The 25,861-nt window shown below is 55.1% G+C and carries 22 protein-coding genes; 16 read left to right on the forward strand and 6 right to left on the reverse strand.

Annotated elements, in window-relative coordinates; translation table 11 throughout:
* Positions 1-107: 107 nt before the first annotated feature.
* On the reverse strand, positions 108-1,469 hold the full coding sequence (locus RAC90_RS11260) for a 2-hydroxycarboxylate transporter family protein (protein WP_033740821.1): 1,362 nt from the start codon (positions 1,467-1,469) through the stop codon (positions 108-110).
* A gap of 305 nt (positions 1,470-1,774) precedes the next feature.
* Between RAC90_RS11260 and RAC90_RS11265 the strand changes: the two genes are divergently transcribed.
* From RAC90_RS11265 to ampH, 3 genes are all read left to right on the forward strand, one after another.
* On the forward strand, positions 1,775-3,412 hold the full coding sequence (locus RAC90_RS11265) for an ATP-binding protein (RefSeq protein WP_375124344.1): 1,638 nt from the start codon (positions 1,775-1,777) through the stop codon (positions 3,410-3,412).
* Positions 3,402-4,088, forward strand: a complete 687-nt coding sequence (locus RAC90_RS11270; RefSeq protein ID WP_054633367.1) for a response regulator — start codon at positions 3,402-3,404, stop codon at positions 4,086-4,088. Before RAC90_RS11265 ends, RAC90_RS11270 begins: the two co-directional genes overlap by 11 nt.
* A 211-nt stretch (positions 4,089-4,299) precedes the next feature.
* Positions 4,300-5,463 (forward strand): D-alanyl-D-alanine-carboxypeptidase/endopeptidase AmpH, encoded by a 1,164-nt coding sequence (gene ampH, locus RAC90_RS11275; protein ID WP_170317965.1) that lies wholly within the window; start codon positions 4,300-4,302, stop codon positions 5,461-5,463.
* On the opposite strand, the gene RAC90_RS11280 is transcribed toward ampH, so the two are convergent.
* Positions 5,460-6,527, reverse strand: coding sequence for a DUF1176 domain-containing protein (locus RAC90_RS11280; protein WP_205958709.1), 1,068 nt, complete (start codon positions 6,525-6,527; stop codon positions 5,460-5,462). The genes ampH and RAC90_RS11280 overlap by 4 nt on opposite strands.
* A 488-nt stretch (positions 6,528-7,015) precedes the next feature.
* On the opposite strand from RAC90_RS11280, the gene RAC90_RS11285 reads away from it, so the two are divergent.
* The 8 genes from RAC90_RS11285 to RAC90_RS11320 are packed head-to-tail and all read left to right on the forward strand — an operon-like array spanning position 7,016 to position 14,936.
* Entirely contained in the window at positions 7,016-7,846 is an 831-nt protein-coding gene (locus tag RAC90_RS11285; protein ID WP_006118387.1) for a DeoR/GlpR family DNA-binding transcription regulator, read from the forward strand.
* 11 nt (positions 7,847-7,857) lie between these two features.
* Positions 7,858-8,838 (forward strand): substrate-binding domain-containing protein, encoded by a 981-nt coding sequence (locus tag RAC90_RS11290; protein ID WP_054633363.1) that lies wholly within the window; start codon positions 7,858-7,860, stop codon positions 8,836-8,838.
* A 2-nt stretch (positions 8,839-8,840) separates the two neighbouring features.
* Entirely contained in the window at positions 8,841-10,346 is a 1,506-nt protein-coding gene (locus RAC90_RS11295; protein WP_110268322.1) for a sugar ABC transporter ATP-binding protein, read from the forward strand.
* Entirely contained in the window at positions 10,339-11,328 is a 990-nt protein-coding gene (locus RAC90_RS11300) for an ABC transporter permease (RefSeq protein ID WP_324030210.1), read from the forward strand. Before RAC90_RS11295 ends, RAC90_RS11300 begins: the two co-directional genes overlap by 8 nt.
* A gap of 14 nt (positions 11,329-11,342) precedes the next feature.
* A complete protein-coding gene (locus RAC90_RS11305) occupies positions 11,343-12,395 on the forward strand; it encodes an ABC transporter permease (RefSeq protein WP_033740830.1) in 1,053 nt (350 codons plus the stop codon).
* Complete coding sequence (alsE, locus tag RAC90_RS11310; RefSeq protein ID WP_324030208.1) at positions 12,395-13,087, forward strand: D-allulose 6-phosphate 3-epimerase; 693 nt, start codon at positions 12,395-12,397, stop codon at positions 13,085-13,087. The genes RAC90_RS11305 and alsE overlap by 1 nt, the downstream gene beginning before the upstream one ends.
* Complete coding sequence (gene alsK, locus RAC90_RS11315) at positions 13,084-13,980, forward strand: allose kinase (protein ID WP_324030206.1); 897 nt, start codon at positions 13,084-13,086, stop codon at positions 13,978-13,980. Before alsE ends, alsK begins: the two co-directional genes overlap by 4 nt.
* Positions 13,977-14,936 carry a ribokinase gene (locus RAC90_RS11320; RefSeq protein WP_324030204.1) on the forward strand — a complete coding sequence of 320 codons (960 nt, stop codon included), beginning with the start codon at positions 13,977-13,979 and terminating at the stop codon, positions 14,934-14,936. The genes alsK and RAC90_RS11320 overlap by 4 nt, the downstream gene beginning before the upstream one ends.
* 45 nt (positions 14,937-14,981) lie before the next feature.
* Here RAC90_RS11320 and nudK read toward each other — a convergent pair whose 3' ends face one another.
* The 3 genes from nudK to RAC90_RS11335 all read right to left on the reverse strand — a co-directional run bounded on the left by nudK (position 14,982) and on the right by RAC90_RS11335 (position 17,740).
* Complete coding sequence (gene nudK / locus RAC90_RS11325; protein ID WP_033740833.1) at positions 14,982-15,560, reverse strand: GDP-mannose pyrophosphatase NudK; 579 nt, start codon at positions 15,558-15,560, stop codon at positions 14,982-14,984.
* A 162-nt stretch (positions 15,561-15,722) separates the two neighbouring features.
* On the reverse strand, positions 15,723-17,195 hold the full coding sequence (gene ansP, locus RAC90_RS11330) for an L-asparagine permease (protein ID WP_033740834.1): 1,473 nt from the start codon (positions 17,193-17,195) through the stop codon (positions 15,723-15,725).
* A gap of 272 nt (positions 17,196-17,467) precedes the next feature.
* The gene (locus RAC90_RS11335; RefSeq protein WP_006118378.1) at positions 17,468-17,740 is read right to left on the reverse strand and encodes a DUF1471 domain-containing protein; all 273 of its coding nucleotides are present in this window, start codon (positions 17,738-17,740) and stop codon (positions 17,468-17,470) included.
* Positions 17,741-17,990: 250 nt separating this feature from the next.
* Here RAC90_RS11335 and narQ point away from each other — a divergent pair, with 250 nt between their 5' ends.
* From narQ to acrD, 3 genes are all read left to right on the forward strand, one after another.
* Entirely contained in the window at positions 17,991-19,679 is a 1,689-nt protein-coding gene (narQ, locus tag RAC90_RS11340; RefSeq protein ID WP_375124345.1) for a nitrate/nitrite two-component system sensor histidine kinase NarQ, read from the forward strand.
* Positions 19,680-19,859: 180 nt separating this feature from the next.
* Entirely contained in the window at positions 19,860-20,492 is a 633-nt protein-coding gene (locus tag RAC90_RS11345; protein WP_164482396.1) for a response regulator, read from the forward strand.
* A gap of 165 nt (positions 20,493-20,657) precedes the next feature.
* The gene (gene acrD, locus RAC90_RS11350; protein ID WP_033740838.1) at positions 20,658-23,774 is read left to right on the forward strand and encodes a multidrug efflux RND transporter permease AcrD; all 3,117 of its coding nucleotides are present in this window, start codon (positions 20,658-20,660) and stop codon (positions 23,772-23,774) included.
* A 126-nt stretch (positions 23,775-23,900) separates the two neighbouring features.
* Here acrD and ypfM read toward each other — a convergent pair whose 3' ends face one another.
* Entirely contained in the window at positions 23,901-23,963 is a 63-nt protein-coding gene (ypfM, locus tag RAC90_RS11355) for a protein YpfM (protein WP_139015967.1), read from the reverse strand.
* Positions 23,964-24,349: 386 nt separating this feature from the next.
* Between ypfM and RAC90_RS11360 the strand changes: the two genes are divergently transcribed.
* Positions 24,350-24,718 (forward strand): ArsC family reductase, encoded by a 369-nt coding sequence (locus RAC90_RS11360; protein ID WP_006120416.1) that lies wholly within the window; start codon positions 24,350-24,352, stop codon positions 24,716-24,718.
* Between the two features lies 1 nt (position 24,719).
* The gene (gene dapE, locus RAC90_RS11365; protein WP_006120418.1) at positions 24,720-25,847 is read left to right on the forward strand and encodes a succinyl-diaminopimelate desuccinylase; all 1,128 of its coding nucleotides are present in this window, start codon (positions 24,720-24,722) and stop codon (positions 25,845-25,847) included.
* Positions 25,848-25,861: the final 14 nt, after the last annotated feature.

The raw sequence follows: 25,861 nt of genomic DNA on the forward strand, positions 1-25,861 counted from the left end.
CGCTGGCGTGCTGCTTTCTGAAAACCCACCTTCTTCGGTAACCACGTTTTTCGCCGTGCCCCTGCATGCTGTGGTTAATCCTGCCGCCTTGCTGACCTTAACAACCGTTACTTTAAAAAGTGGCTCAGCAGCAGCAAAGAGAGCGAAACGTTGATGGCTCCACCGATACGCGTCGCGATCTGAGCAAACGGCATCAGGCCCATGCGGTTACCGGCGGTAAGAATGGCTACATCGCCCGTCCCGCCCTGCCCACTCTGGCAGCAGGAAACAATGGCGACATCAATGGGATGCATGCCAATCTTTTTCCCGACAAAAAAGCCCGTTGCGACCAGCGCACTGACCGTGCTGATAATGACCAGCAGATTGGTGAGCGTAAACGCAGTGACCAGCACATGCCACGGCGTAATGGCCACACCGACAGCGAACAGGACGGGATAGGTCACTGCGGTGCGGAAAAAGCGATAGACCACCTGAGAACCGGCCAGAATACGGGGCGAAACGCCATTGACCAGTTTCACCAGCACGGCCAGGAACAGCATCCCTACCGGCGCAGGCAGCCCTGTCAGCTTCTGCCCCAGCATCCCTACCATATAGAGCAGCACCGCAAGCAGCGCCCCGGAGGCAATGGCCGTTACGTCAACTTTACCGGAAAAAACGGACTGCAGCGGCTCGGGCTCAACGTTCGTGACATTCGGCATCAGCTGGCCTTCCCCGGTGAGGTGCGGATAACGTTTACCCAGTTGGTTCAGGCAGCCGGAAATAATAATGGCGGTCACGCCACCCAGCATCACCATCGGCAGGATACGGCCCAGCGCTACGCCCTGATCCATATGGAGCAACGCCGCATAGCCGATGGAGAGCGGAATGGCCCCTTCGCCGACGCCACCCGCCATAATGGGCAGAATGATAAAAAAGAAAATCTGGAACGGCTCCAGCCCCAACGCTAATCCGACGCCCATGCCGACAATCATGCCCACGATTTCACCGCACAGCATGGGAAAAAAGATGCGCAGAAAGCCCTGAATCAGCACCGTACGGTTCATGCTCATGATGCTGCCGACGATGATGCAGCAAATATAGAGATAGAGAATATTGGTCGATTTATAGAACTGCGTTGTTGAGGTCACCACGATATCGGGAAGTAACCCGTAATAGACCAGCGCAGAGGGAATAAAGGTTGCGCAGATAGCTGCGGCGCCCAGACGGCCCACCACCGGCAGACGTTTACCAAATTCACCGCAGGCAAAACCAAAAAAGGCCAGCGTGGCGACCATGACGACGATATCGCTGGCCAGTTTCCCGCTCAGGCAGTCCAGTGCAATGAGCACACCGGCCAGCACAAACAGAGGAAGAGGGATAATCCCGACTTTCCAGTTATCCATAATATGCCACCACTGCTCCTTCAGGGTTTTCCTGCGCGGTGAACGGGCCAGCGTATCAGACAGAAAAGAATTATCAGGTGAGCGCATTATTAACCTCTTTGCATCATCGTTTTTTTTCAGAATGCCGTGAAAAAAAGCGGAATTACGTGAAGGAGAAGGTATCTGGCATAAAGTTTTAATGGTGTTATTTCCAGAGCGTGATCCGCATCCTGGTAATCGTCGTGGTGTTTATGGTTTTTATTCCCCGCAGCCGTTGTTTGTCCTTTGCTGACGCTTCCCTGCCCTCTGAAAACGATTTAATCCCATTAATATCAAACAGATAAACGCATGTAGTGTCTGTTGTTAAAAAGATGATACATTGAAGTTATTATTCCAAAATGCGCGTGACAGTCATGAAATTGTCATTTCAAACGAAGCTGTTTCTTTCGCTCGTTGTTTTTTCGTCTGTCCTGTTCGTGTTACTGGGAAGCTATTACTACGTCAGCATCACCCGGCAGCTTTATCAGGCGATGAGCATGCGCGCGAAGGTGCAGGCAGACGAAATCGCGCTGATTCCGGAACTGAGAAAAGCGGTGGCGGATCGGGATATCCCGGCCATTAATATGCTGATGAGGGCTATTGCCCGGAAAAGCGATGCCAGTTTTATGGTGATTGGCGATAACCGTGGCCTGCACCTTTTTCACTCGGTGACGGCGGACCGGGTTGGCAAACCCCTGGTCGGCGGAGACAACGCGGCAGTGCTGGCAGGGAAAAGTATCACCACCATCCGGACAGGCGGACTGGGAATCTCCCTGCGCAGCAAATCGCCTATCCTGAACGATCGCGGGCAGGTGGTCGGTATCGTGTCCGTTGGTTATCTCGCCCGCTATCTGGATGCCATCACGTTCAGCAACATGATCAACCTGCTGATCGTGGCGGCCCTGGTGCTTATCGCCCTGTTTATTTTCTCCTGGTTTTTCACCTGCAATATTAAAAAACAGATTTTCTCGCTGGAACCGCGCGAGATCGGCCTGATGGTCCGTCAGCAAAACGCCATGATGGAATCGATCTATGAAGGCGTGATTGTCATCAATGAACACCTGCAGATCGAAGTGATCAACCAGGCCGCCCGAAAGCTGTTAGGCCTTTCACAGTCCGCCGAGGCGCTGCGAGGGCAGTCTGTCAGCCAGATCATTTCGCCCGTCCCCTTTTTATCGCAGCCCGTGATGCTGGAGAAAGATACCCACGATGAGATTAGCCAGTTTAACGCGCTCACCGTCATCGCCAGCCGGGTACGTATCATGCTGGAGGACGCGCTGATGGGCTGGGTAATCTCCTTCCGCGATTTTAACGACATCGACTCCCTTAGCGCCCAGCTCAGCCAGGTGAAACGTTATGTCGATAATCTGCGCATTATGCGGCATGAGCAGCTTAACCGAATGAACACGCTTTCCGGGCTGTTGCACATGGGGCGTTTTGAAGACGCGATTGACTACATTGAGGCGCAGTCAGAACACGAGCAGGAGTGGCTGGACTTTGTCTCCGCACGCTTCAGCTCGCCACTGCTGTGCGGCTTGTTACTGGGCAAAGCGGCACGCGCCAGAGAAAAAGGCGTTATCCTCCACTTTGATCCCGCATGCCTGATGGACAAGCCCTTTCCCCCACTGTCAGAGGCTGAACTGATCTCGGTCATTGGCAATTTGCTGGACAACGCGATTGAAGCCACGCAACGCGCCCCGATGCCTCATGAACCTGTTGAAGTGCTGATTAAGCTCAGCGCCCGTGAGCTGATCATCGAAGTGGCGGATCACGGCGTGGGCATTGCACCTGCCATCCGCGAATCCATGTTTGAACGTGGCGTCACCACGAAAACCCGGGGCGATCACGGCATCGGGCTGTATTTAACAGAAAGCTATATTACCCGCACAGGGGGAACCATTGAGGTCAGCGACAATGTGCCACGTGGCGCCATTTTCTCGCTGTTTATCCCCTGCGCGCAAACCCACCGCTGTCCCGTAACGGAAACGGAGAAGGTCCGCGATGCAACATGAGCCTGTGACTGTCCTGATTGTGGAAGATGAGCCTGAACTGGCTCAGCTTCATGCCGAACTGATTGGTAAACACCCTGAACTCAGGCTGATCGGTATCGCCGGGTCACTCGCAGAAGCCAGACAGCAGCTTGCCATCAGTGCGCCACAGCTGCTATTGCTGGATAATTATCTGCCCGATGGCAAAGGCATCACCCTGATTGGCGATCCGTTGCTGGCCCACGCAAACTGTTCCATTATTTTTATTACGGCGGCCAGTGATATGGATACCTGTAGCCAGGCCATCCGCAACGGTGCCTTCGATTACGTCCTTAAACCTGTGTCCTGGAAACGGCTTAACCGCTCGCTTGCCAACTTTATCGCTTTCGCAGACCAGCAGCGCACATGGAAGATTGTCGATCAGAAAAATGTCGATGTCCTTTATCAGCTACAGGCGAAGAACTACCCGCACGATAACGGCAGCAAAGGTATTGAGGAAACGACCCTCGCGCGGGTCCAGACACTTTTTACGCCAGCCACCACGCGGCTTTTTTCGGTTGATGAGGTGATGGCCGAAACCGGGCTCAGTAAAACAACCGCCCGTCGCTATCTGGAGCACTGCGTGGAAACCGGCTTTCTGACGGTAGAAATGCTGTATGGCAAAGTGGGCCATCCCAGGCGCATGTACAAACGTCCATGAACTGCGGCGCGCCACGCCGCCAGTGCAGCGGCTCGGTCCGGCGGCCTCTGCGGGGCAAAACATATCCCCCGCCCGCTGATGTCCATGGCCGCCATCGCCAGCTGACTGTAATCTGAAATAAAAAAAACTGTGCTTTGCTCTTCCCGTCATCCTTAAACTGATTACTATAGGTTTTCACCCGACTCCTATAGCGAAGCCCTCTCCGTTGAAAATGCGCACTCCTTATTTACTGGCTTTACTGGTTTCTTTGCTTCCCCTTAAAAGCACGGCGCAGGTTGCGCCCGATCCCTTACTGGCCTCCCAGATTGTCGATCGCTATGCAGAGCATATCTTTTATGCCAGTGGTGCCACCGGCATGGCCCTGGTGGCAATAGACGGTAATCAGCGTGTCTTTACCAGCTTTGGTGATACCCGGCCCGGCAACAATATTCGTCCGCAAAAGGATTCGTTAATTCGTATTGCCTCGCTCAGTAAATTAATGACCAGTGAGGTGATGGTAAAAATGGCCGAGCGCGGCGAGATTCGTCTGGACGATCCGCTGAGTAAGTATGCGCCTCCGGGAAAACGGGTCCCTGGTTTCGACGGTCAACCGATTCGGTTGATTAACCTCGCCACTCATACCAGTGGCCTGCCGCGCGAACAGCCCGGCGGTAAACCGCATCGTCCGGTTTTTGTCTGGCCTACGCAAAGTGAGCGCTGGAACTGGCTGAACACCGCCAGCCTGAAAGCGGCACCCGGCACCAATGCGGCCTATTCCAACCTGGGTTACGATCTGTTGGGTGATGCGCTGTCACGTGCGGCGGGTAAACCCTATCCGGCCCTGTTTCAGCAGCTGATCACCCGCCCGCTGGGCATGAAGGACACCACGTTTACCCCGTCACCCGAACAGTGCGCCCGTTTAATGGTGGCGGAAAAAGGAGCCAGTCCGTGTAATAACACGCTGGCGGCTATCGGCAGCGGTGGCGTCTATTCAACGCCGGATGATATGGGACGCTGGATGCAGCAGTTTCTGAACTCCTCCGTGAATCGCCGCACGCCACAGATCGATCGCCTGCAGACATTAATCTACCGTCGCGATCAGCTTCACAAGGTGGATGGAATGGACGTGCCAGGTAAAGCCGACGCTCTCGGCATGGGTTGGGTTTATATGGGACCGTCAAAGGGGCGTCCGGGCATCATTCAGAAAACCGGCGGTGGCGGGGGTTTCATCACCTATATAGCGATGGTGCCGCAGAATAATGTGGGCGTTTTTGTGGTGGTGACCCGATCTCCCCTGACCCGCTTCACGCCAATGAGTGACGGTGTAAATAACCTGCTGGCGGAGTTGGTGGGCAATCAGACCGGTTCCCCCATGATGGTGCAGGCGATTCCTTAACGGCTGCCATCCGCAGAGGCTGACTGGCTTACCCAGAGCGTGGGCCAGTCATCGCTGCTGTGCCAGGCATCGCAGGTTGATTCTTCGGCATATTCCGCTAACACAAAGTGCTCACCGTTAAACTGCCAGCGGGACGCTGTACCGCAGTCGCCCAGTCCCCGCCCTTTACCAAAGGTGTAAAGCTGGCCGGTTGCCGCATCGTAATCCGCATTAATCAGCTCCAGCTGGCGCTCTCCTCCCTCGGGCGGCGTAAAGGGTAAAGTCAGGCTGACACCGCGTGCCACATAGGGCGGCGCGCGCGTCACTTCAAACGCCCGATCGATCACGTTATACGCCCCCATCTCACAGCTCACCAGCAGCAAGGCTTTTTTGTCCGTCAGCGGCGAGACGCTGACTTCGCGTCGCAGTGGATCGAGCGAACAGGTGTCTGAATTAACCCGCCAGGTGCCGTAATCGATCAGGCCACTGGTTTCTTCCCGCGTCAGCGGTGCAGGCGCGGCCATGGGAGGTGGCAGTTGCGGAATCGCCGGAGCAGCAGGCACGCCGTTGCGTTCGCCCCGTCGAACCCAGGCGCTCATGCTATTCACCCGCCCCTGCACGTCGTCCATGTACAACAGGGCCGCTTTCATGCCACGCAATGAAACCTGTGGGCTGGCGCTGAACGTCAGCTGCAGATTTTTTGCATCCATGGTGAGTTCAAGAAATTCGTTAATGGCAATCGGGTTACGGGTCGCAAGATGATGCGGCTCTACGTCCCAGTGCTTGAAATCAGGACGAAGACGACGCTGATCCACCAGCAGATTATCTTTGAGCGCTGGACCCGGCAGCGCACCACTATAGGCACTGCCGTAATCAATACGTAACAGGGGCTGGTCATCCGCCCCGGCATGTCGCGACAGGGTCATCACCAAACCACGGTCACCCTGCGTGCTGCGCGCAACGCAAAAGGCCGCGTTATTGCAGGTTAACTGCCAGTCAGAAAACAGTTTCTGCACCGGTTCAGCCTGGACGGCGGCGACCATGAATAAAGGCAACGCAAACAGCGATTTCATCCTGTACCACATTAAGAAAATCGAGCCCCAACTTCTCTGAGTGGAAGATGATAGCGCAATCGCGCACGTCACGACGTTCGCATTCTGTGAAGTGCCCAGCAAGCGCAGCTAACTGCCTAAAAAACATCCATTTTGCAACAGCCGTAGCGCCCTGTCGTGCGCAATGCGGTCATCATGCGTATTCGTCAGCGTTCTCTCAATCGGATTCGTCGGACTATCCGGACAGGCAAAGCGGTCAAATACACATAAACGGGCAAAAGCGGGCATGATAGAGTCGCTGCAGAATGCAGGATAAAATGTTCACAGCGGATCCTGAGACCGCTAAATAACCCTTATTTAGTGAGACAAATCACTAAACAATATTATTTCTTTCATTTCGTTTCATTAAAACCCAGCACAGATCTCTTTATGCGCGTTGTAAAAACAGGTCCTGCGTACCCACGCTCAGGCCACATTTTTGCCGCGTGCCTTCCAGTACTTTATAGCCATCGGAGGCCATTATGTTGCCGATTGAACGCCAGCAGAGAATTATCGATGAATTAATGTGTAACGGACGGGTTATTGTCGCTGAACTCACCGCGTTATGTCGGGTTTCTCAGGAAACGATTCGCCGCGATTTAGCACAACTGGAAAAGAAAGGTATTTTACAGCGAAGCCATGGTGGTGCGGTTCCGGCTAAACGACACAGTGCAACGCTACAGGTTAATAATCGCGAGATTAATGAATCTGAATCGTCTTTTCGTCAACGCGTAAACGAACATGTTGACGCCAAAATGGCAATCGCGAAACGCGCGCTGGATTTTATTAGTGTGGGCGACTGCTTATTACTCGACAGTAGTACCACGTGTTTTTATCTGGCACGGCAATTACCGGATATTGAATTAACGGTATTAACCAATTCGTTACGCATTGTCCAGACGCTGGCAGCGCGCGGCAGTATTCGCACCATTTGTCTGGGCGGAGAATATTCAGATCGTTATGAAGATTTTCACGGCATTGTTACCGAGCAGCCGTTAAAAGAGTTTCAAATAAATAAGATCTTTTTTTCATGCAGCAGTCTGGGCAATGACGGTTATTTACGCGAAGGAAATGAACGTCATGCACATTTAAAACAACAGCTGATTCTGGCAGCAGAACGAAAACATTTATTACTGGATAGCTCTAAGTTTCTTCGGCCCTCATTCGCGCGTATTTGCCATTACCGTGATGTGGATTTTCTCATTACTGACCAGTTGAAAGATAAAGAGCTGGAACAGGAACTGGCCTGGAACGGCGTCAATATTATTGACTGCTCGCAGCGCCCCCAGTCTGTGCAGCTTATAAATAATTAAATGGAGCCTTTATGAAAAAACAGCTTATCGCCTGTTCGTTGTTCGCATTACTGGCTTTTCAGTCCCATGCGGCGGACAAAATACGCATGGGCATCGTGGTGAAAATCGGTGGTATTCCGTGGTTCAACGCTATGGAAGCCGGAATTAAAAGCGAAGCAGCCAAACGCGGCATTGACGCCTGGATGGTGGGGCCGACCGCAGCCGATCCTGCCCTGCAGGTGCGTGCCATTGAAGATTTGATTGCCCAGAAAGTGGACATTATCGGCGTCGTCCCCAACGACCCCAAAGTGCTTGAGCCCGTCTTGCAGCGCGCCCGTGAAGCCGGCATCAAAGTCATTACCCACGAATCGCCAGGCCAGAAGTTTGCAAACTGGGATTTTGAATTAGTGGATGCCGCAACGCACGGCATCAATCATATGAAAGCGCTGGCGCAATGTATGCATGACGAAGGGAAATACGCCATATACGTGGGGAGCCTGACGGTGCCGCTTCATCAGCAGTGGACCGATGCCGCGCTGGATTATCAAAAGCAGCACTATCCCAACATGCAGTTGGTTACGGACAAATTTGGCGTAGGCGAATCCCTGGACGAGTCCATCCGTACCACCAATGAACTGATGTCTAAGTATCCCGATCTGAAAGGCATTTTAGCCTTCGGTTCGCAGGGCCCTATTGGTGCCGGTCGCGCCGTTATGAACCGCAATAAAACCAATCAGGTCTGTGTCATTGGGGCGTTCAGTCCGGGTCAGGGCGCGCAACTGGTTAACCGCGGGGCGATCAAGGGCGGCTATATCTGGAATCCACATACCGCCGGTGAAGTGTTTATCCGTATTGCCGAGAAGGTGGAGAAGAACGAACCGATTACGGACGGTATGACGATTGACGGCCTGGGCAAGGTGAAAGTGGATCAGACAACGCACACCATTCTGGGCAACAACACGGAAAGTCTGGATAAAGCTAACCTGCCTAACCTGATCAAGCTGGGGCTGTAATGATGCAATCGGTCGCGCCGCAAAGGCTTATCACCCTGGAAAAACTGTCGAAAACCTTTGGGGGGAATCGTGCTCTGAGCGATATCTCGCTGACCTTGCTGGCGGGCGAAGTGCACTGCCTTGCCGGTACCAATGGTTGTGGCAAAAGTACGCTCATTAAAGTGATATCCGGCGTACATGCGCCGGATCGTGGCAGCGAAATTCGTTTAGGTGACGGAGACCGCTTGCCCCGCCTCTCGACTCAGCAGGCCAGAGACTTTGGTATTCAGGTCATCTACCAGGATCTGTCCCTGTTCCCGAACCTGAGCGTGGCCGAAAACATCGCATTTGAACACAATCTGCGCGGGTTATTTGGCTGGCATCAGCGCAAAACCCTGGTTGACAGTGCCCGGCGTATTGTTGAGGAACTGCAGTTTGACCTCAATCTTGACGACAGTGTCGCGCACCTTTCCATCGCTCAGCGACAGCAGGTCGCCATTTGCCGCGCGCTGGTGGCGGATGCGCGGCTGGTGATCATGGATGAGCCCACCGCTTCCCTCACCCGTACCGAAGTCAATCAACTGCTGCGCACGGTACGCTATCTCAAACAGAAAAAGATTTGTGTGGTCTTTGTCAGCCATCGCCTGGACGAGGTGCTGGAAATATCAGATCGCGTAACCGTCATTCGCGATGGCCGCAAGGTTGGCTGCTGGCCGGCGCAGGCTATGACACCGCACCATCTCACCGAGCTGATGACCGGGCAAAAACTTGATTATCAGTTAAAAACCCCTACGCGCAACGGTGATCGGGTCATTCTGGAAGTGGAAAACCTGCACCGTGCAGGTCAGTACCACGATGTTAATTTTCGGCTGTACGAAGGTGAGGTGCTGGGGCTGTGTGGTCTGCTGGGATCGGGACGTACTGAGCTGGCTCTTTCCCTGTTCGGCATGACCCGGCCAGACCGCGGCAGGATCTGGCTGGACAGTAAACCCGTGCGCTTTCGCAGTCATGAAGATGCCATCAAAGCCGGGATTGGCTATGTATCTGAGGATCGCCTGACGCTGGGGCTGATTCAGCAACAATCGGTGGCCGACAATATGGTGCTGCCCATTCTTAACCAGCTGCAAAACCGCTTCCACCTGATTGATGAATACCGCAAGAACAAGCTGATTCTTCAGTGGATTCAGCAACTGGGCGTGCGCGTTGCCGATCCACAGCTAGCCATCTCAACGCTGTCCGGCGGCAATCAGCAAAAGATTGTGCTGGCGAAATGGGTCCTGACGCAGCCGCGCCTGCTCATCCTCGATTCGCCCACCGTCGGCGTGGATGTGGGGGCAAAAGCGAGTATTTATCAACTTATTCACGAACTGGCACGCGAAGGCCTGTCGATCATTTTGATTTCCGATGAAGTCCCCGAGGTCTGGTACAACTGCGACCGCATTTTGCATTTCCGCGAGGGCACCATCCAGGCCGAATATCAACCAGACCGCATAGCGCAACAGCAACTGGCGGAGGTGATCAATGCCTGATTTTTCCCGTTTACGTCCTCATTCCAGTCAGGGCTGGCTGACGTGGGTATTGTTGCTGTTCATTGTGATTTTCTCCTTCGCCAGCGACCAGTTTCTGACCGTGCAAAACCTGCTGGATCTGGCCGAGAGTTACGCGGTTACCGGCATTTTCGCCCTCGGACTGTTTGTCGTGCTGGTGACCGGCGGCATTGATATTTCCTTTGCGGCCGTCGCCTCTGTGGTGCAGTACCTGATCGCCTCGCTGTTTGTGCATTACCAGTTTGCTAACGCGCCGCTGAGTATTGCACTGGCGATAGCCTGCGGCACGCTGTTTGGTGTCATTAACGCCTGGCTGATCATTTGGCTCCGGGTCGTCTCCATCATCATCACCATTAGTATGCAGTCGCTGCTGTTTGGCCTGCTGATGTGGGTGACCGGTGGACGCAGCCTGTATCAGCTTCCGGACTGGTGGATCACGCTGCGTAACGTGCTGCCGTTCGAATGGCAGGGACAAGCCTTTCAGCTCGGCCTGCCGCTGCTCATCCTGTTGCTCATTGCGGCGCTGACAGCAGTGATCCTCAACAAAACACATTTAGGTCGTCAACTCTATGCCGTGGGCGGCGATGCGGAATCCGCACGGCGTATCGGGATTCGCGTTGGCCTGATCTCCCTCTTTGCCTATGGCTGGCTGGGGGCCATGGCCGCGATTGGCGGACTGGTTCAGGTCTACCGCATGGGTGAAGTCGTCCCCAACGCCCTGGTGGGTGGTGAGCTGGATGTGCTGGCGGCAACCGTACTGGGCGGAGCCAGTCTGATGGGCGGCAAGGGCACCGTCAGTGGCACCTTGATGGGGGTTTTCCTGATCGCGGTTCTGAAGAACGGACTCAACCTGATCGGCGTATCCAACTACTTCATGAACATCGTGGTCGGTACCGTCATCATGGCCGCCATTGCTGTCACCCACTTTAAGAAGCGCAAAGAAACTGACGTCAGCTTTGTCTGAGGAGAGAAACAGATATGAAAAGATTCGCTGCGTTAAAACCGGATGGCACCAATGTTGGCCTGCTGCTTCTGATTGCCTTCTCGCTGGCGCTGTTCGGCATTCTGTTACCCGGCCGCTTTTTTACCGACGCCACTTTCCTCAGCATGGCGTTCCAACTGCCGGAACTGGGCTTACTCACCCTGGCGATGTTTATTGCCATCCTGAGTGGCGGACTCAATCTGGCGATTATCACCACAGCCAATCTGACCAGCCTGTTTATCGCCTGGGTCTTACTAAACAGGGTGCCGGACGGGGCCGGAACCGCTCAGCAACTCGTGTGGTTACTGCTGGCAGTACTGGGTGCGATGCTGATTGCTGCACTCATTGGCCTGATTACCGGCGTCATGGTAACGCGTATTGGCGCACATCCCATCCTGGTGACGCTGGCAACCATGATCACGATTAACGGCATCGGTATCTGGCTGACCAAAGGCGCGGCGGTAAGCGGTATGCCTCCCGTTGTAAGGGCTCTGGGTGCCGATACCTTACTGGGCGTGCCGTTGCCCCTGTGGCTCTTTCTGCTGGCGGCCGCCCTGCTGGCCCTGTTTCTGGGCAAAACCCGCGCCGGTAAGTGCATCTATATGGGCGGCAGCAACATCAACGCGACCTGGTTTAGCGGCATCAACACGCACCGTATGGTGATGCTGGTATATATCCTTTCCAGCCTGTTGTGCGTACTGGCGGGGCTGGTGATGATGGCGCGCTTTAACTCCGCCCGCATGGGTTATGGCGATGCCTATCTCTTACTCACCGTGCTGGCCATCATCCTTGGCGGCACCGATCCCAATGGCGGCTTTGGCCGGGTCACCGGCGTCGTGCTGGCGCTGATCGCGCTACAAATTCTTTCCACCGGGTTCAGTCTGATGAACATCAGTCCGCACGTCAGCCTGGCAATGTGGGGCGCGGTATTGATTGTGGTGCTGGCCGTTAAACAAGGCAAAGCCCGACTAAATGAAAGCCGGGCCGTAACGCGCAGCAAACGTTTAAGCGCGGCCCTGAATCCCTTGACTGAGAAAAAGGAAGTATAATGCGTATTCAAATCTCGCCGTCATTAATGTGCATGAATCTGATGGAGATTAAACAGCAGCTGGCGGTCCTGAACACCCGCGCTGATTTCCTGCACGTTGATATCATGGACGGGCATTACGTCAAAAACATCACGCTGTCGCCGTTCTTTATTGAGCAAATTCGTCCGCATACGCCCGTAGCGATAGACGTTCACCTGATGGTGGAACAGCCGACCGATTTTATCGAGGCCGTCGCGAAAGCGGGAGCAGACTATATCTGTCCGCATGCAGAGACCATCAACCGCGATGCCTTCCGGGTGATCAACCTGATCCGCAGTCTGGGGAAAAAGCCGGGCGTGGTTTTAAATCCCGCTACGCCCGTGTCGTTTATTCATCACTATATTCATCTGCTGGAGAAGATCACCGTAATGACGGTCGATCCGGGTTATGCCGGGCAGTCATTTATTCCCGAGATGGTGCAGAAGATCCAGCAGCTTAAGGCCCTGAAACAGGCACAGGGCTATGACTTCCTCATCGAAATTGACGGCTCCTGTAATCAACGAACCTACCGCACGCTACTGGAGGCCGGCGCAGAAGTGCTGATTGTCGGCACCTCAGGCCTGTTCAACGTGCATGACGATCTCAGCACCGCCTGGGACATGATGCGCAGCAGCATTGATGCCGCACAGGGACTGGCACAGGAGTCTGCATGAAACAACGCTGGCTTGGAATGGATATCGGTGGCACCAGCACCCGACTGCAACTGATGGAAGACGGCCAGCACTGGTGCGGATTCCGTAAAATAGCGACCGCCAGTTGGGCACAGCAAACGGATGCGCTTTACGCCCTGGGCGATGTGATTATTGACACGCTGGCGTCACAAGCGATTAGCGGCGTAATGCTCGGGCTCCCGGGTATTCTCAGCCGCGATCGTCAGCAGGTTATCTCGTTACCCTTTATTCAGGCACTGGATGGGCAACCTGTGGCAGCCCAGTTGAGCAAGCGACTGGGCGTGCCGGTCGCCATGGATAAAGACGTCAACCACCTGATGTTATGGGATCTGCTACAGCTTGATGCCCTGCCCGACAACGCGGTGGGATTGTATCCCGGCACCGGTTTAGGCAATAGCCTGTGGCTGGAAGGCCGCTTTTATCATGGTCATCATGGCGGCGCGGGTGAACTGGGGCATATTCCCCTGCCCGGCAATGACCTGCCCTGCCCGTGCGGCAATCGCGGCTGTGCGGAAACGCTGATCTCCGGTCACTGGCTGAGCCAGTGGGCGGCGACGCATCAGCCGGACACCGCCCTGTCACAACTGTTTACGCGACACGGGGATCATCCCGATCTGCAGGCCTTCGTCCAGCGGCTGGCGCACCTGATCGCCAGTGAAATGAACATCCTCGATCCGGAATACCTGATTCTGGGCGGTGGCGTGCTGGCGATGGCCGGTTTTCCGCTGGCGCAGTTACAACACCACATTCAGCGCAGTTTGCGGCCACCCGTCACGCGCCACGGTTTACGGATCGTGTTCAGTCATGCCACCGATTACACGGGCTGCCGTGGTGCCTGCCTGGCTGCCGAACGCCACTTTGGGGAGCGAAAATGAAAGGCAAAGTCTGTGTGTTTGGTTCATTCAATCTGGATATTGTCGCCGGTATGCGCCGCTTTCCCCTGCCGGGCGAATCGCTGATTGCTCAGCACAGCATGATGGGACCGGGCGGTAAAGGTGCGAATCAGGCCACCGCCGCACTGCGCGCGGGCGCCCGGGTGCACTATATTGGCAAAGTGGGCAAGGACGACTCTGGTGTGTTTGCCCGCCGCCATCTGGAAAAAACCGGGTTTGATGCGATTACACTGTTCACCTGTAAGGAGAAACCCACCGGCAATGCGTTGATCTACGTTGCCGGAAACGACGCCGAAAACATGATTTCCGTCTATCCGGGCGCCAACCTTACCGTGACGGCGGCGGAAGTCACGCGCTGCAAACCCACCGTCGCGGCGGCGGACATTCTGCTGGTCCAGCTCGAGAACAACCTGAGCGCGATACAGCGCATGATTGATAATGCGCGGGCCGCCAATACCTTTGTGATTCTTAATCCCGCGCCGTTTCAAAAAATCAGCGATACGTTGCTGGCAAAAGTCGATCTGCTGACCCCGAACAGTACGGAAGCGAGGCTGCTGACCGGCATCAACGTCAACGATATCCGCAGTGCCCGGCAGGCGGCAGAAATTCTGCATCGCAAAGGGGCGCGCCAGATCATTATTACACTGGGGACGGCGGGTGCGTTACTGTCTGACGGCCAGCAGCAACGGCATATTCCCGTGTTTCCTGCCACCCCGCTGGATACGACCGGCGCGGGCGATGCGTTTAACGGCGCGCTGGCGGCCAGGCTCGCGGCAGGCGTTGCGCTGGATCAGGCGGCGCTGTATGCGGCCGCGTTTGCCTCATTATGTGTGGAGCGACCGGGTGCGGCCCATTCGATGCCTTCGTATGCCGAGGCACTGGCGCGTCTGCAGGCGCACCCGGAGTGCGTCGCCGACCGCGTGATGACGTGCGTATAAAGCGGAAAGCCGATGCGATGGTTTGCGCATCGGCTTCGTGCAGGATTACAGCGTTAGCCAGCCTGCGATCAGGGCGTGCTGCAATAACATGATGGTTTTACCATCACGAATGCGTCCGTCTTTCACCCACGCCATGGCCTGAGGAAAAGGCATTTCCAGCACATCAATGGCCTCATCTTCAACACCGCCACCAGCGTTCTCGCGCAGTGATTCGTGATATTCCGCCGCAAAGAAGTGAATCAGTTCAGTGACGCCGCCCGGTGACATGTAGACCGAATACAGTTTTTCGACCTCGCCTACCGCATAGCCGGTCTCTTCAATGGCCTCTTTACGGATGCAATCCTCTGGCGAGTCGTCATCCAGTAAGCCCGCGCAGGCCTCAATTAACATTCCGTCTTCATTACCGTTCACGTAGGTCGCCACGCGAAACTGGCGCGTCAGCACCACACTGTTTTTTTCACGGTTATAGAGCAGAATTGTCGCACCGTTGCCGCGATCGTACACCTCGCGTTTGTGACGCACGACGTCGCCATGGCTGTCGGTTAGCTCATAGGTGATGTTACGCAACACAAACCAGTTCTCAGACAGCAGCTTATCTTTGATGATAGTGATTCTGGACGACATAGGCGCTCCGCAAGTGAGAAGGGAGCCAATGATGATAGGTCGTGGGATGCAAGAAAACTATCTGAATTACGTGTCTGCGCACGCAATCATCAAGACCGCCAAAAACACCGAAAAAAAATGCCAGCACGCAGGCTGGCATTGATATCTCAGGCAAGATCACCGTCAGGATGATTTGCCATCGTGCTCGTGATGCTCGTGCTCCGTGGCGGCAATTTCGTTAACGCGCTTACGCACACCAAACCAGCCCAGAACCAGAATCACCGCAATCAGCGGAATAGAGGCAATAGTGTACGTGCCGTTTGGATAGTCAAACGCCATTAAGACCAGCACGCTGAACAGGAACAGCAGCGTCAGCCAGGAAGTGAAAGGCGCGCCCGGCAGCTTAAAGCTGACGTCGTCGGCCTTGCCTTCTTTAATAGCTTTGCGCAGACGCAGCTGGCACAGCACGATAAAGCCCCAGGACGAAATGATCCCCAGTGACGCGACGTTCAGGACAATCTCGAATACCTGTGACGGCACATAGTAGTTGAGTATTACGCCGACAACATAGACGCAAACGGTAACCAGAATCCCGGCATAAGGCACCTGCTGGCTGCTCATTTTTGACATGAATTTCGGTGCTGAGCCGCCCATCGACATGGAGCGCAGAATACGGCCTGTCGAGTACAGACCGGAGTTCAGACTGGACAGCGCGGCGCTGAGGACCACGATATTCATGATGCTGCCGATATACGGCACGCCCAGTTTAGAGAAGAAGGTCACAAACGGACTTTGCCCGGCCTGATAGGCATTCCACGGCAGTAACAGCACCAGCAGCACCACGGAACCGACATAGAACAAACCGATACGCCAGATTACGCTGTTGATCGCTTTCGGCAGCATGGTTTCCGGATCTTTACACTCACCTGCGGCCGTGCCCACCAGTTCGATCGAAGCGAAGGCAAAGACCACCCCCTGCACCAGCACCAGCGCCGGTAACAGGCCGTGCGGGAACAGGCCGCCGTTATCCGTGACCAGGTGGAAACCTGTTGCATTGCCGTCCAGCGGTTTACCGCTGCCCAGGAACACCACGCCGACCACCAGAAATATCACTATCGCCAGCACCTTGACTAACGCGAACCAGAACTCCATTTCGGCAAACCACTTTACGCCGATCATGTTCATGGTACCCACAATCGCCAGCGCGCCCAGGGCAAACACCCATTGTGGGACATCGCCAAACGCGCCCCAGTAGTGCATATACAGTGCCACGGCGGTGATATCGACAATCCCGGTCATGGCCCAGTTAACAAAATACATCCAGCCTGCCACATAGGAGGCTTTTTCACCCATAAACTCGCGTGCATAGGAAACAAAGCTTCCACTGCTGGGACGGTGTAAAACCAGTTCGCCCAGCGCGCGCAGAATGAAGAAGGAGAAAATGCCACAGACCAGATAGATTACCGCCAGAGCGGGACCCGCAGCCTGTAAGCGGGCACCTGCGCCCAGGAACAGACCTGTACCAATTGCGCCACCGATAGCAATCATCTGTACGTGACGATTACCCATGGCTTTCTTATAGCCGGAGTCGTGGGAATTGAGCCAGCGTCGTTTCGCAGCGCGCATGTCTGCTGCGGTTTTCTTCGTAGATTTCATAGCCTTCCTGTTTGTCCTGACCATAAGTCATCGCGCATCCAAACGATTGCGTTTAGCAGTGCGAAATGGGTTTTCTTCCTCTGTGCGTTTGCCTGTGAGTTAACGAAAAGCAGCGCGGGAATTTACGGCGATGAATCCTAACCGTTATGCAACATCGAAGCAAAATATACCGAGGAGATAAGCCGGACGATTTGTAAAAAACTTTTCTGAGATCACAAAAAAACCGGCCGACAGGCGACCGGTAAGGGCTACAGGGAAGGTAACAGAGGGGTTTAGCGGTAAATTTCGGCAGTGCCGGTCCACAGGCTGGAGTCGCCGGGGTTATCAACCCCGATGACACGGAAATGGCGGGCACCTTCTGATTTGGCCTCCTGCGAAAGCTGGCGGGTGACATCATCCAGAGAGCCGTTCACATTTGTCACCGAGACGCTGCCGATACGTTGCAGCCCCTGGGCTTCCTGCCGGTCCACTGCCGTGGCAGCAAGAGTAGAGAATGAAGCAGTGGCCAACAGAGCAGCGCTAAGGTACACAGGTAATCGTTTCATACTTCCTCCTGAACTTGCGTGGGTCACTGAGTAAAACATGGTGTTGAGTATTAGCGAGGCAATGAAAGCCAACATGGGCAAGGTGTAAAGCTATGGCAGCAATGTTCATTCGTAAGTGGACATTCCTGGGAAACGTCAACGGGGGTGAGTTTGCGTACACAGCGCCGCTGTTTTCGGGCATTTTGTAATAAGTCGTCGGGTGTCTCTGGCACCGCTCTTATGATTCCCTGTCAGTAAAGGTGTTATTGTCGTGATTGTTAAACGCTCTGTTACCAGAAGTATCGCGCTGTCGTTAACGTGGATTGTCTTGCTGGCGTTACTGACGACCGGCCTGGCGCTGCTGACGCTTTCCAGTAGCCTGCGCGATGCGGAAGCCATTAATCTGGCCGGATCGCTGCGAATGCAAAGTTACCGCCTGGCCTGGGATGCCAGAGCAGATCCGCAGCTGCTGACGGCGCACCTGGCGCAGTATCAACAAACGCTTGATGCCGCCGTGTTACAGGAACTCGATCGCCCCTGGGTGCCGCGCAAGGTTATTAATCACTATCAGCGTTTACGCGAAGGCTGGCCCGGTCTGGCACAGCATCTGCGGGCGAACGCGTCAGATGCCTGGCGGCAACAAATGCCCAACTACGTTGACGAAATTAACCGCTTCGTACTGGCGCTACAGCGCTACGCCGAACTGAAAATGCGCGTCGTGGCCATCAGCAGCCTGACGGGCGTGATCGCCATTGTTGCGCTCGCTCTGATGACGATCCGCTTTACCCGCCAGCAGGTCGTTAAACCCCTCAATGCACTGGTCAGAGCCAGCCGCTATGTGGAAAGCGGCAATTTTGCCTTTCCGCCCCTGCATGTGCAGCAGCAGAACGAGCTGAAAGTCCTGTCACAGACTTTCAGCAGCATGGCTGCACAATTACAGTGCCATTATCAGCAACTGGAACAACGGGTCCGCGACAAAACCCGGGACTTAACCCAGGCGAATCATACGCTCTCCTTACTCTATGAAAGCTCACAAATCCTGACCAGCCGTTCGCTGCAACCGGCGCTTTTCGATGATGTGCTGAACCGCATCGTCGGCAAAGAGAATATTGCCTTCATTCAGCTTCAGGGCGAGCAGTTTACCTGTGAGGCGGGCCAGCACGATCCCGCGCTGGCCTGGCAGCATTTACCGCTGAAACAGGACGATCAACGTGTTGGCACGTTGCGCTGGCAAACCGGCGGCACGGCCCCTTCCGCCGCGTTAATGGGCAGCCTGGCCGCGATGCTGGGACGGTCGATCTGGATCTGGCAAACCCAGAAGCAGTACCAGCAAATGCTGCTGATTGAGGAGCGCGCCACGATTGCACGTGAACTGCACGACTCGCTGGCGCAGTCACTGACTTACCTGCGGATACAGCTGATGCAGCTTCGGCGCAGCCTGTCCGCCTCCGATCAGTCGGCACAGGCGATCATTGCAGATTTTGATCGCGAACTGGCAGAGGCTTACCGCCAGCTACGCGAACTGCTGGCGACCTTTCGTCTGACGATTGAAAAGGCCGATCTGGAGGCTGCTCTGCACGTGATGATTGCGCCGCTTCAGTCTCAGACTGTCGCTGATATCCGGTTGACCTGCCAGCCAGGCCTGCAGCAACTGGATGCCCGGCAACAGGTCCACGTCCTGCAAATTGCCCGGGAAGCCGTCCTGAATGCCATTCGCCATGCGAATGCCCGTTTGATTACCGTCGACTACCGGATCACGGATACAGGTGAGCATTCACTGACAATCACTGATGACGGCACGGGCATGATCAGCACAGAAGAACCCCCGGGGCATTATGGTTTCATCACCATGACCGAGCGCGCAGCATGCTTGTCTGGCCAGTTAGACATTCGTTCGCAGCCGTGTGGAACACAGATTGTGTTGCGCTTTCCACCGCGTCCGGCATCAGAGATTGACTAGCCGCACGTAACACGGCTTTACTTTTATTGCATCTCGCATCACAGGGCATGTGGCAGATCAACGGCAGGCCATCGGGTTAATCATTACAATGACAGCACCACAGAGGGTCGCTGCAGCCGCCGCTTGACGAACCGCATTGCCCATGCGACAACCTGCAGCGTCAGGTGACAGGGAGAAAACATGGAACAACCGACTTTAACAATCATGATTGTGGACGACCATCCGCTTATGCGTCGCGGTATTCGGCAGTTACTGGCGCTCGACCCGACGCTTCAGGTCGTCGCGGAAGCCAGCAACGGCACCGAAGCACTGGCTGAGGCCCGTCGCCTGACACCGGACGTCATCCTGCTCGACCTGAATATGAAAGGGATGTCGGGCCTGGACACGCTGAAAGCGCTTCGTCATGAAGGCATCCACTCGCGGATTCTGGTGCTGACGGTGTCGGATGCGCGCAGTGATATCTTCGCCATGGTGGATGCGGGAGCCGATGGGTATTTGCTGAAAGACAGTGAACCGGAAATCCTGCTAAACCAGATCGTACAGGCCACACAGGGCGAAAATGTCTTTAGCGAGGCGGTCCGGCATTCGCTCGCGACGCGTCACAACAGCGACGATCCGTTCCGTTTGCTGACAGAACGCGAACGCGACGTGCTTCAGGAAGTGGCGCGAGGCCTGTCCAACAAAGCCGTTGCTGATACCTTGCAAATTTCAGAAGAGACGGTGAAGGTACATCTTCGTAATATCCTGCGCAAACTTGAGGTTCGCTCACGCGTTGCGGCGACCATCCTGTGGCTTGAACGTCGACATCGTTGAGAAAAAGCGCGCCAATTTACACATTCTTTATAATTTCTCCACTTTTCAAACCCTGCCCGCACGTAAAGTAGTCGCCTGGTCGTGCGTGATGTCATGGAATACTTTCGTACGTTACGCGCTGCATCGGTCATATTAATAATAAAAGCAGTGAGGAGTGCCGATTCCATGTCGAATTTCTTTATCGACCGCCCTATTTTTGCCTGGGTTTTGGCAATTTTATTGTGTCTTTGCGGCACGCTCGCCATTATTTCGCTTCCCGTTGAGCAATATCCCGACTTAGCGCCGCCCAACGTGCGTATAACCGCGACCTATCCTGGTGCCTCGGCGCAAACGCTGGAAAATACCGTTACCCAGGTTATCGAACAGAATATGACCGGTATCGATAATCTGATGTATATGTCCTCGAACAGCAGCAATACCGGCCAGGCGCAAATCACCCTCACCTTTACTGCCGGCACCAATCCCGACGAAGCCCGTCAGCAGGTCCAGAATCAGTTACAGGCAGCCCTGCGTCAGTTACCTCAACCGGTGCAGTCACAAGGTGTGACCGTCAATAAAACCGGTGACAGCAATATTTTGATGGTGGCATTTGTCTCCACTGACGGCAGCATGAACAAACAAGATATTGCTGATTATGTCGCCAGTAATATTCAGGATCCCATAAGCCGAATTGATGGTGTCGGTGAAGTGGATGCCTACGGCACCCAATATGCCATGCGCATCTGGCTCGATCCCTACAAGCTGACCGCCTATGCCCTGACCACCGATGATGTGGTGAATGCCATCAAATCTCAGAACACTCAGGTGGCCGTCGGCCAGGTGGGCGGTTTGCCGGCAGTCAATAATCAGGCGCTGAACGCCACGGTGAACGCGCAGTCGATGCTGCAAACGCCCGACCAGTTTAAAGCGATTACCCTGAAGAATAATCCCGATGGCTCCGTCGTCACGCTGGGCGATGTCGCAACGGTGGCACTCGGCGCTGAAAAATACGATTCCCTCAGCCGCTACAATGGCCAGGCCGCCTCTGGACTGGGTATCAAACTGGCCTCCGGTGCCAACGAGATGAACACGGATAAGCTGGTGCGGGCACGTCTGGATGAGTTATCACACTATTTTCCGCATGGGCTGGAAGCGAAGATCGCTTATGAAACCACGCCTTTTGTCAAAGCCTCAATCACCGATGTGGTCAAAACCCTGCTGGAAGCCATTCTGCTGGTATTTGGCGTGATGTATCTGTTTATGCAGAACTTCCGGGCCACGTTAATCCCTACCATCGCCGTGCCGGTGGTGCTGCTTGGCACTTTCTGTGTGATCTTTGCCTTCGGCTACAGTATCAACACCCTGACCATGTTCGCCATGGTGCTGGCGATAGGCCTGCTGGTGGACGATGCCATTGTGGTCGTCGAGAACGTCGAACGTATCATGAGCGAGGAAGGGATCTCGCCGCGCGCAGCCACCCGAAAATCAATGGGGCAAATTCAGGGCGCGCTGGTGGGGATTGCGCTGGTGCTGTCCGCCGTCTTTATTCCCATGGCCTTTTTTGGCGGCACCGTCGGCGCCATCTACCGCCAGTTTTCGGTGACGATTGTCTCCGCCATGATCCTGTCCGTGCTGGTCGCAATGATCCTGACGCCAGCCCTGTGTGCCACGCTGCTCAAACCCATCGCCAAAGGTGAACACCACGGCGAGCGCGGCTTCTTCCGCTGGTTTAACTATCATTTCAACCGCAATGCCGATCGCTATGAGCGTGGCGTTGCCCGCATCCTGCACACAGGCGGCCGCTGGCTGCTGCTTTATGTGGGGATAATTGGCGTCATGGCGTTTCTGTTTCTTCACCTGCCTTCGTCGTTTTTGCCACAGGAAGATCGCGGCATGATTTTGACGCAGGTCCAGTTGCCCGCCGGTTCCAGCATGGATCAGACCTCGGCGGTGGTGGCCAAAGTGGAAAAATACTACCTGACGAAAGAGAAAGATAACGTGCTGTCGGTCTTCTCAACGATCGGTTCAGGTCCCGGCGGGAATGGACAAAACGTCGCGCGTCTGTTTATCCGTTTGAAAGACTGGGGTGACAGACCGGGTGCCGATCGTACCTCGTTCGCCATCATTAAGCGCGCGGGTAAAGCCTTTAAACACATCAATGAGGCCATGGTCATTGCGAGCAGCCCGCCGGCCATTACCGGGTTGGGTAGTTCATCGGGCTTCGACCTGGAGATACAGGATCATGGCGGCATCGGGCATGACAAGCTCATGGCCATGCGCGACATGCTACTGGACAAAGCCAGCAAAGATACGCTTCTGTCCCGTGTCCGTCATAACGGCCTTGATGACAGCCCACAGTTGCAAATTGATATTGATGAGCGTAAAGCGCAGGCGCTGGGCGTGTCGCTGGATACCATTAACGACACGCTCGCCACCGCCTGGGGCTCAAGCTACGTGAACGACTTTCTGGATCGGGGGCGGGTAAAAAAAGTGTATGTGCAGGCTGATGCGCCCTATCGCATGCTGCCCGATGATATCGACAAATGGTACGTGCGTAACAGCAGTGGCACCATGGTGCCCTTCTCGGCCTTTGCCACCAGCCGCTGGGAAACGGGCTCGCCGCGTCTGGAACGCTATAACGGTTACTCCTCACTGGAGATCGTGGGAGAAGCCGCAGAGGGCGTGAGTAGCGGTACCGCGATGAACGAAATGGAGAAGCTGGTTGAATCCCTGCCGCTCGGTGTGGGCTTCCAGTGGACGGGTGCGTCGTATCAGGAGCGGTTGTCCGGCTCTCAGGCTCCGGCGCTGTACGCCGTTTCGCTGCTGGTCGTGTTCCTCTGTCTGGCGGCCCTGTATGAGAGCTGGTCGATTCCGTTCTCTGTGATGCTGGTTGTGCCGCTCGGTGTGGTCGGCGCCCTGATCGCCACCTGGACGCGCGGGCTGGAAAACGACGTCTATTTCCAGGTCGGCCTGCTGACCGTTGTCGGGCTTTCGGCGAAGAACGCCATCCTGATTGTCGAGTTCGCCAACGAGCTTAACAGCAAGGGCGGCGAGCTGATTGAATCCACGCTTGCGGCTTCACGCCAGCGTCTGCGCCCGATCCTGATGACTTCACTGGCCTTTATCTTCGGCGTCCTGCCAATGGCGATCAGTAGCGGCGCAGGATCAGGCAGTCAGCACTCCGTGGGCACCGGCGTGATGGGGGGAATGATTTCCGCCACGCTGTTAGCCATCCTGTTTGTACCGCTGTTCTTTGTGCTGGTGCGTCGTCGTTTCCCGCTGAAAGAGAAACATCCCGACTAACCTGCCCGCCTGTCTGGCGAACCAGACAGGCAAAAAAAACGGCCTCTGGAAACAGCGGCCGTTTTATTTCTGTGTGTGGTAAGAACTACAGCAGAGGGGAAAGTGCCCTGCTTTTCTCGTGACGTGTTACTTGTTACGTAACATCGCTTCGATAAATTCTTTCCAGTTCCCCATTTCGGTGTCAATCATAGAACCCTCTCTTATTGTAGTGGCAATATTACGCCTTTTTTTTCGCCTGGTGAATACGTTTACACCTGTTAGTACTATCGGCAAAGACGCAAAAAAGCTGAGTCTTTTCTGATTTGCTGGCTGACGCACATTTCAGCAAAGCCTTAGCCTGACAGGTTTCGCGGGGTGCTTAACCAGGACGTAGCCTAAAAATGGCATTTAAGGAAATTCTTAAAGGAGAAGTGATAAACCAGGAAATCATTAGCGCTCAAACTGAAACCGTTTACGTACACCTCAGGGCTGTCTGTTTACGTATTTTATTCGATGCGGAGCGCCGCTGGCGGATGCTGCATAAGATCACACTATGGTAAACTGCTCAGCGCATTTTTACGGGACAGGAGTAGGCGATGAGCGGGCAATGGGTCATGTTTGGCATTAAAAATTGCGACACAATCAAAAAAGCACGGCGTTTTTTAGAGGCGGCCGGCGTGGATTATCGCTTTCATGATTACCGGGCTGACGGCCTGACCGACGAACAGCTCCAGCAGTTTATCGATGCCCTCGGTTATCAGGACCTGCTGAATACGCGCGGTACCACCTGGCGCAAGCTGCCCGAATCCGAGCGTGACAGCATTACGGATGCCGCCAGCGCCAAAGCGTTGATGCTGGCGCAGCCCGCGATCATTAAGCGCCCTGTGCTGCGCACCGCCGATGGCACCTTGCTGCTGGGTTTCAGTGAAACCCTTTACCAGAATCTTCTTCAGGAGAAGTCATAATATGTTTTGTCCGGTCATTGAGCTGACGCAGCAGCTTATTCGTCGTCCCTCTCTCAGCCCCGATGACGCCGGATGCCAGGCGCTGCTGATTGCCCGCCTGCAGGCAATCGGCTTCCACATCGAAACCATGAACATCGACGACACGCTGAACTTCTGGGCTACGCGCGGTGAAGGGGAAACCCTGGCCTTTGCTGGTCATACCGATGTGGTGCCACCGGGTGACGCCAGCCGCTGGATCAATCCGCCATTTGAGCCGACCATTCGCGACGGCATGTTGTTTGGTCGTGGTGCTGCCGACATGAAAGGCTCGCTGGCCGCCATGGTGGTTGCCGCAGAACGTTTTGTCGCAGTCAATCCTCACCATAAAGGGCGGCTGGCGTTTCTGATTACTTCTGACGAAGAAGCCAGCGGCACCAACGGCACGGTCAAAGTGGTCGAGCGGCTGATGGCGCGTAACGAACGTCTGGATTATTGCCTGGTCGGCGAACCCTCCAGCAGCGAAATCGTGGGCGACGTCGTGAAAAACGGCCGCCGTGGCTCGATTACGGCTAACCTGACGGTACATGGGGTACAGGGCCATGTGGCCTACCCACAGCTTGCCGATAATCCGGTACACCGCGCGATGCCCGCGCTGAATGAACTGGTGGCGACCGAATGGGATCAGGGCAACGCGTTCTTCCCGGCCACCAGTATGCAGATCGCCAATATCCAGGCAGGCACCGGCAGCAATAACGTGATCCCCGGTGAACTGTTCGTACAGTTCAATTTCCGCTTCAGTACCGAACTCACCGACAGCCTGATCCAGCAACGTGTGGCAGAACTGCTGGATCGCCATCAGTTGCGCTACACCATTGAATGGAAGCTCTCCGGTCAGCCCTTCCTGACGTCACGCGGTAAACTGGTGGATGCCGTAGTCAACGCCGTTACGCACTATAATGAAATCAAGCCGCAGTTGCAGACGTCTGGTGGCACCTCTGATGGGCGTTTTATTGCCCGCATGGGGTCGCAGGTGGTCGAACTGGGGCCTGTGAATGCCACGATTCACAAAATCAACGAGTGCGTGAAAGCATCCGATTTGCAGATGCTGAGCCGGATGTATCAACGCATCATGGAACAATTGATCGCCTGACAGCGAGGAAAGGA

This window comes from Pantoea sp. CS_6 (assembly GCF_041954745.1).
GTDB classification, from domain to species: Bacteria; Pseudomonadota; Gammaproteobacteria; order Enterobacterales; family Enterobacteriaceae; genus Pantoea; species Pantoea stewartii.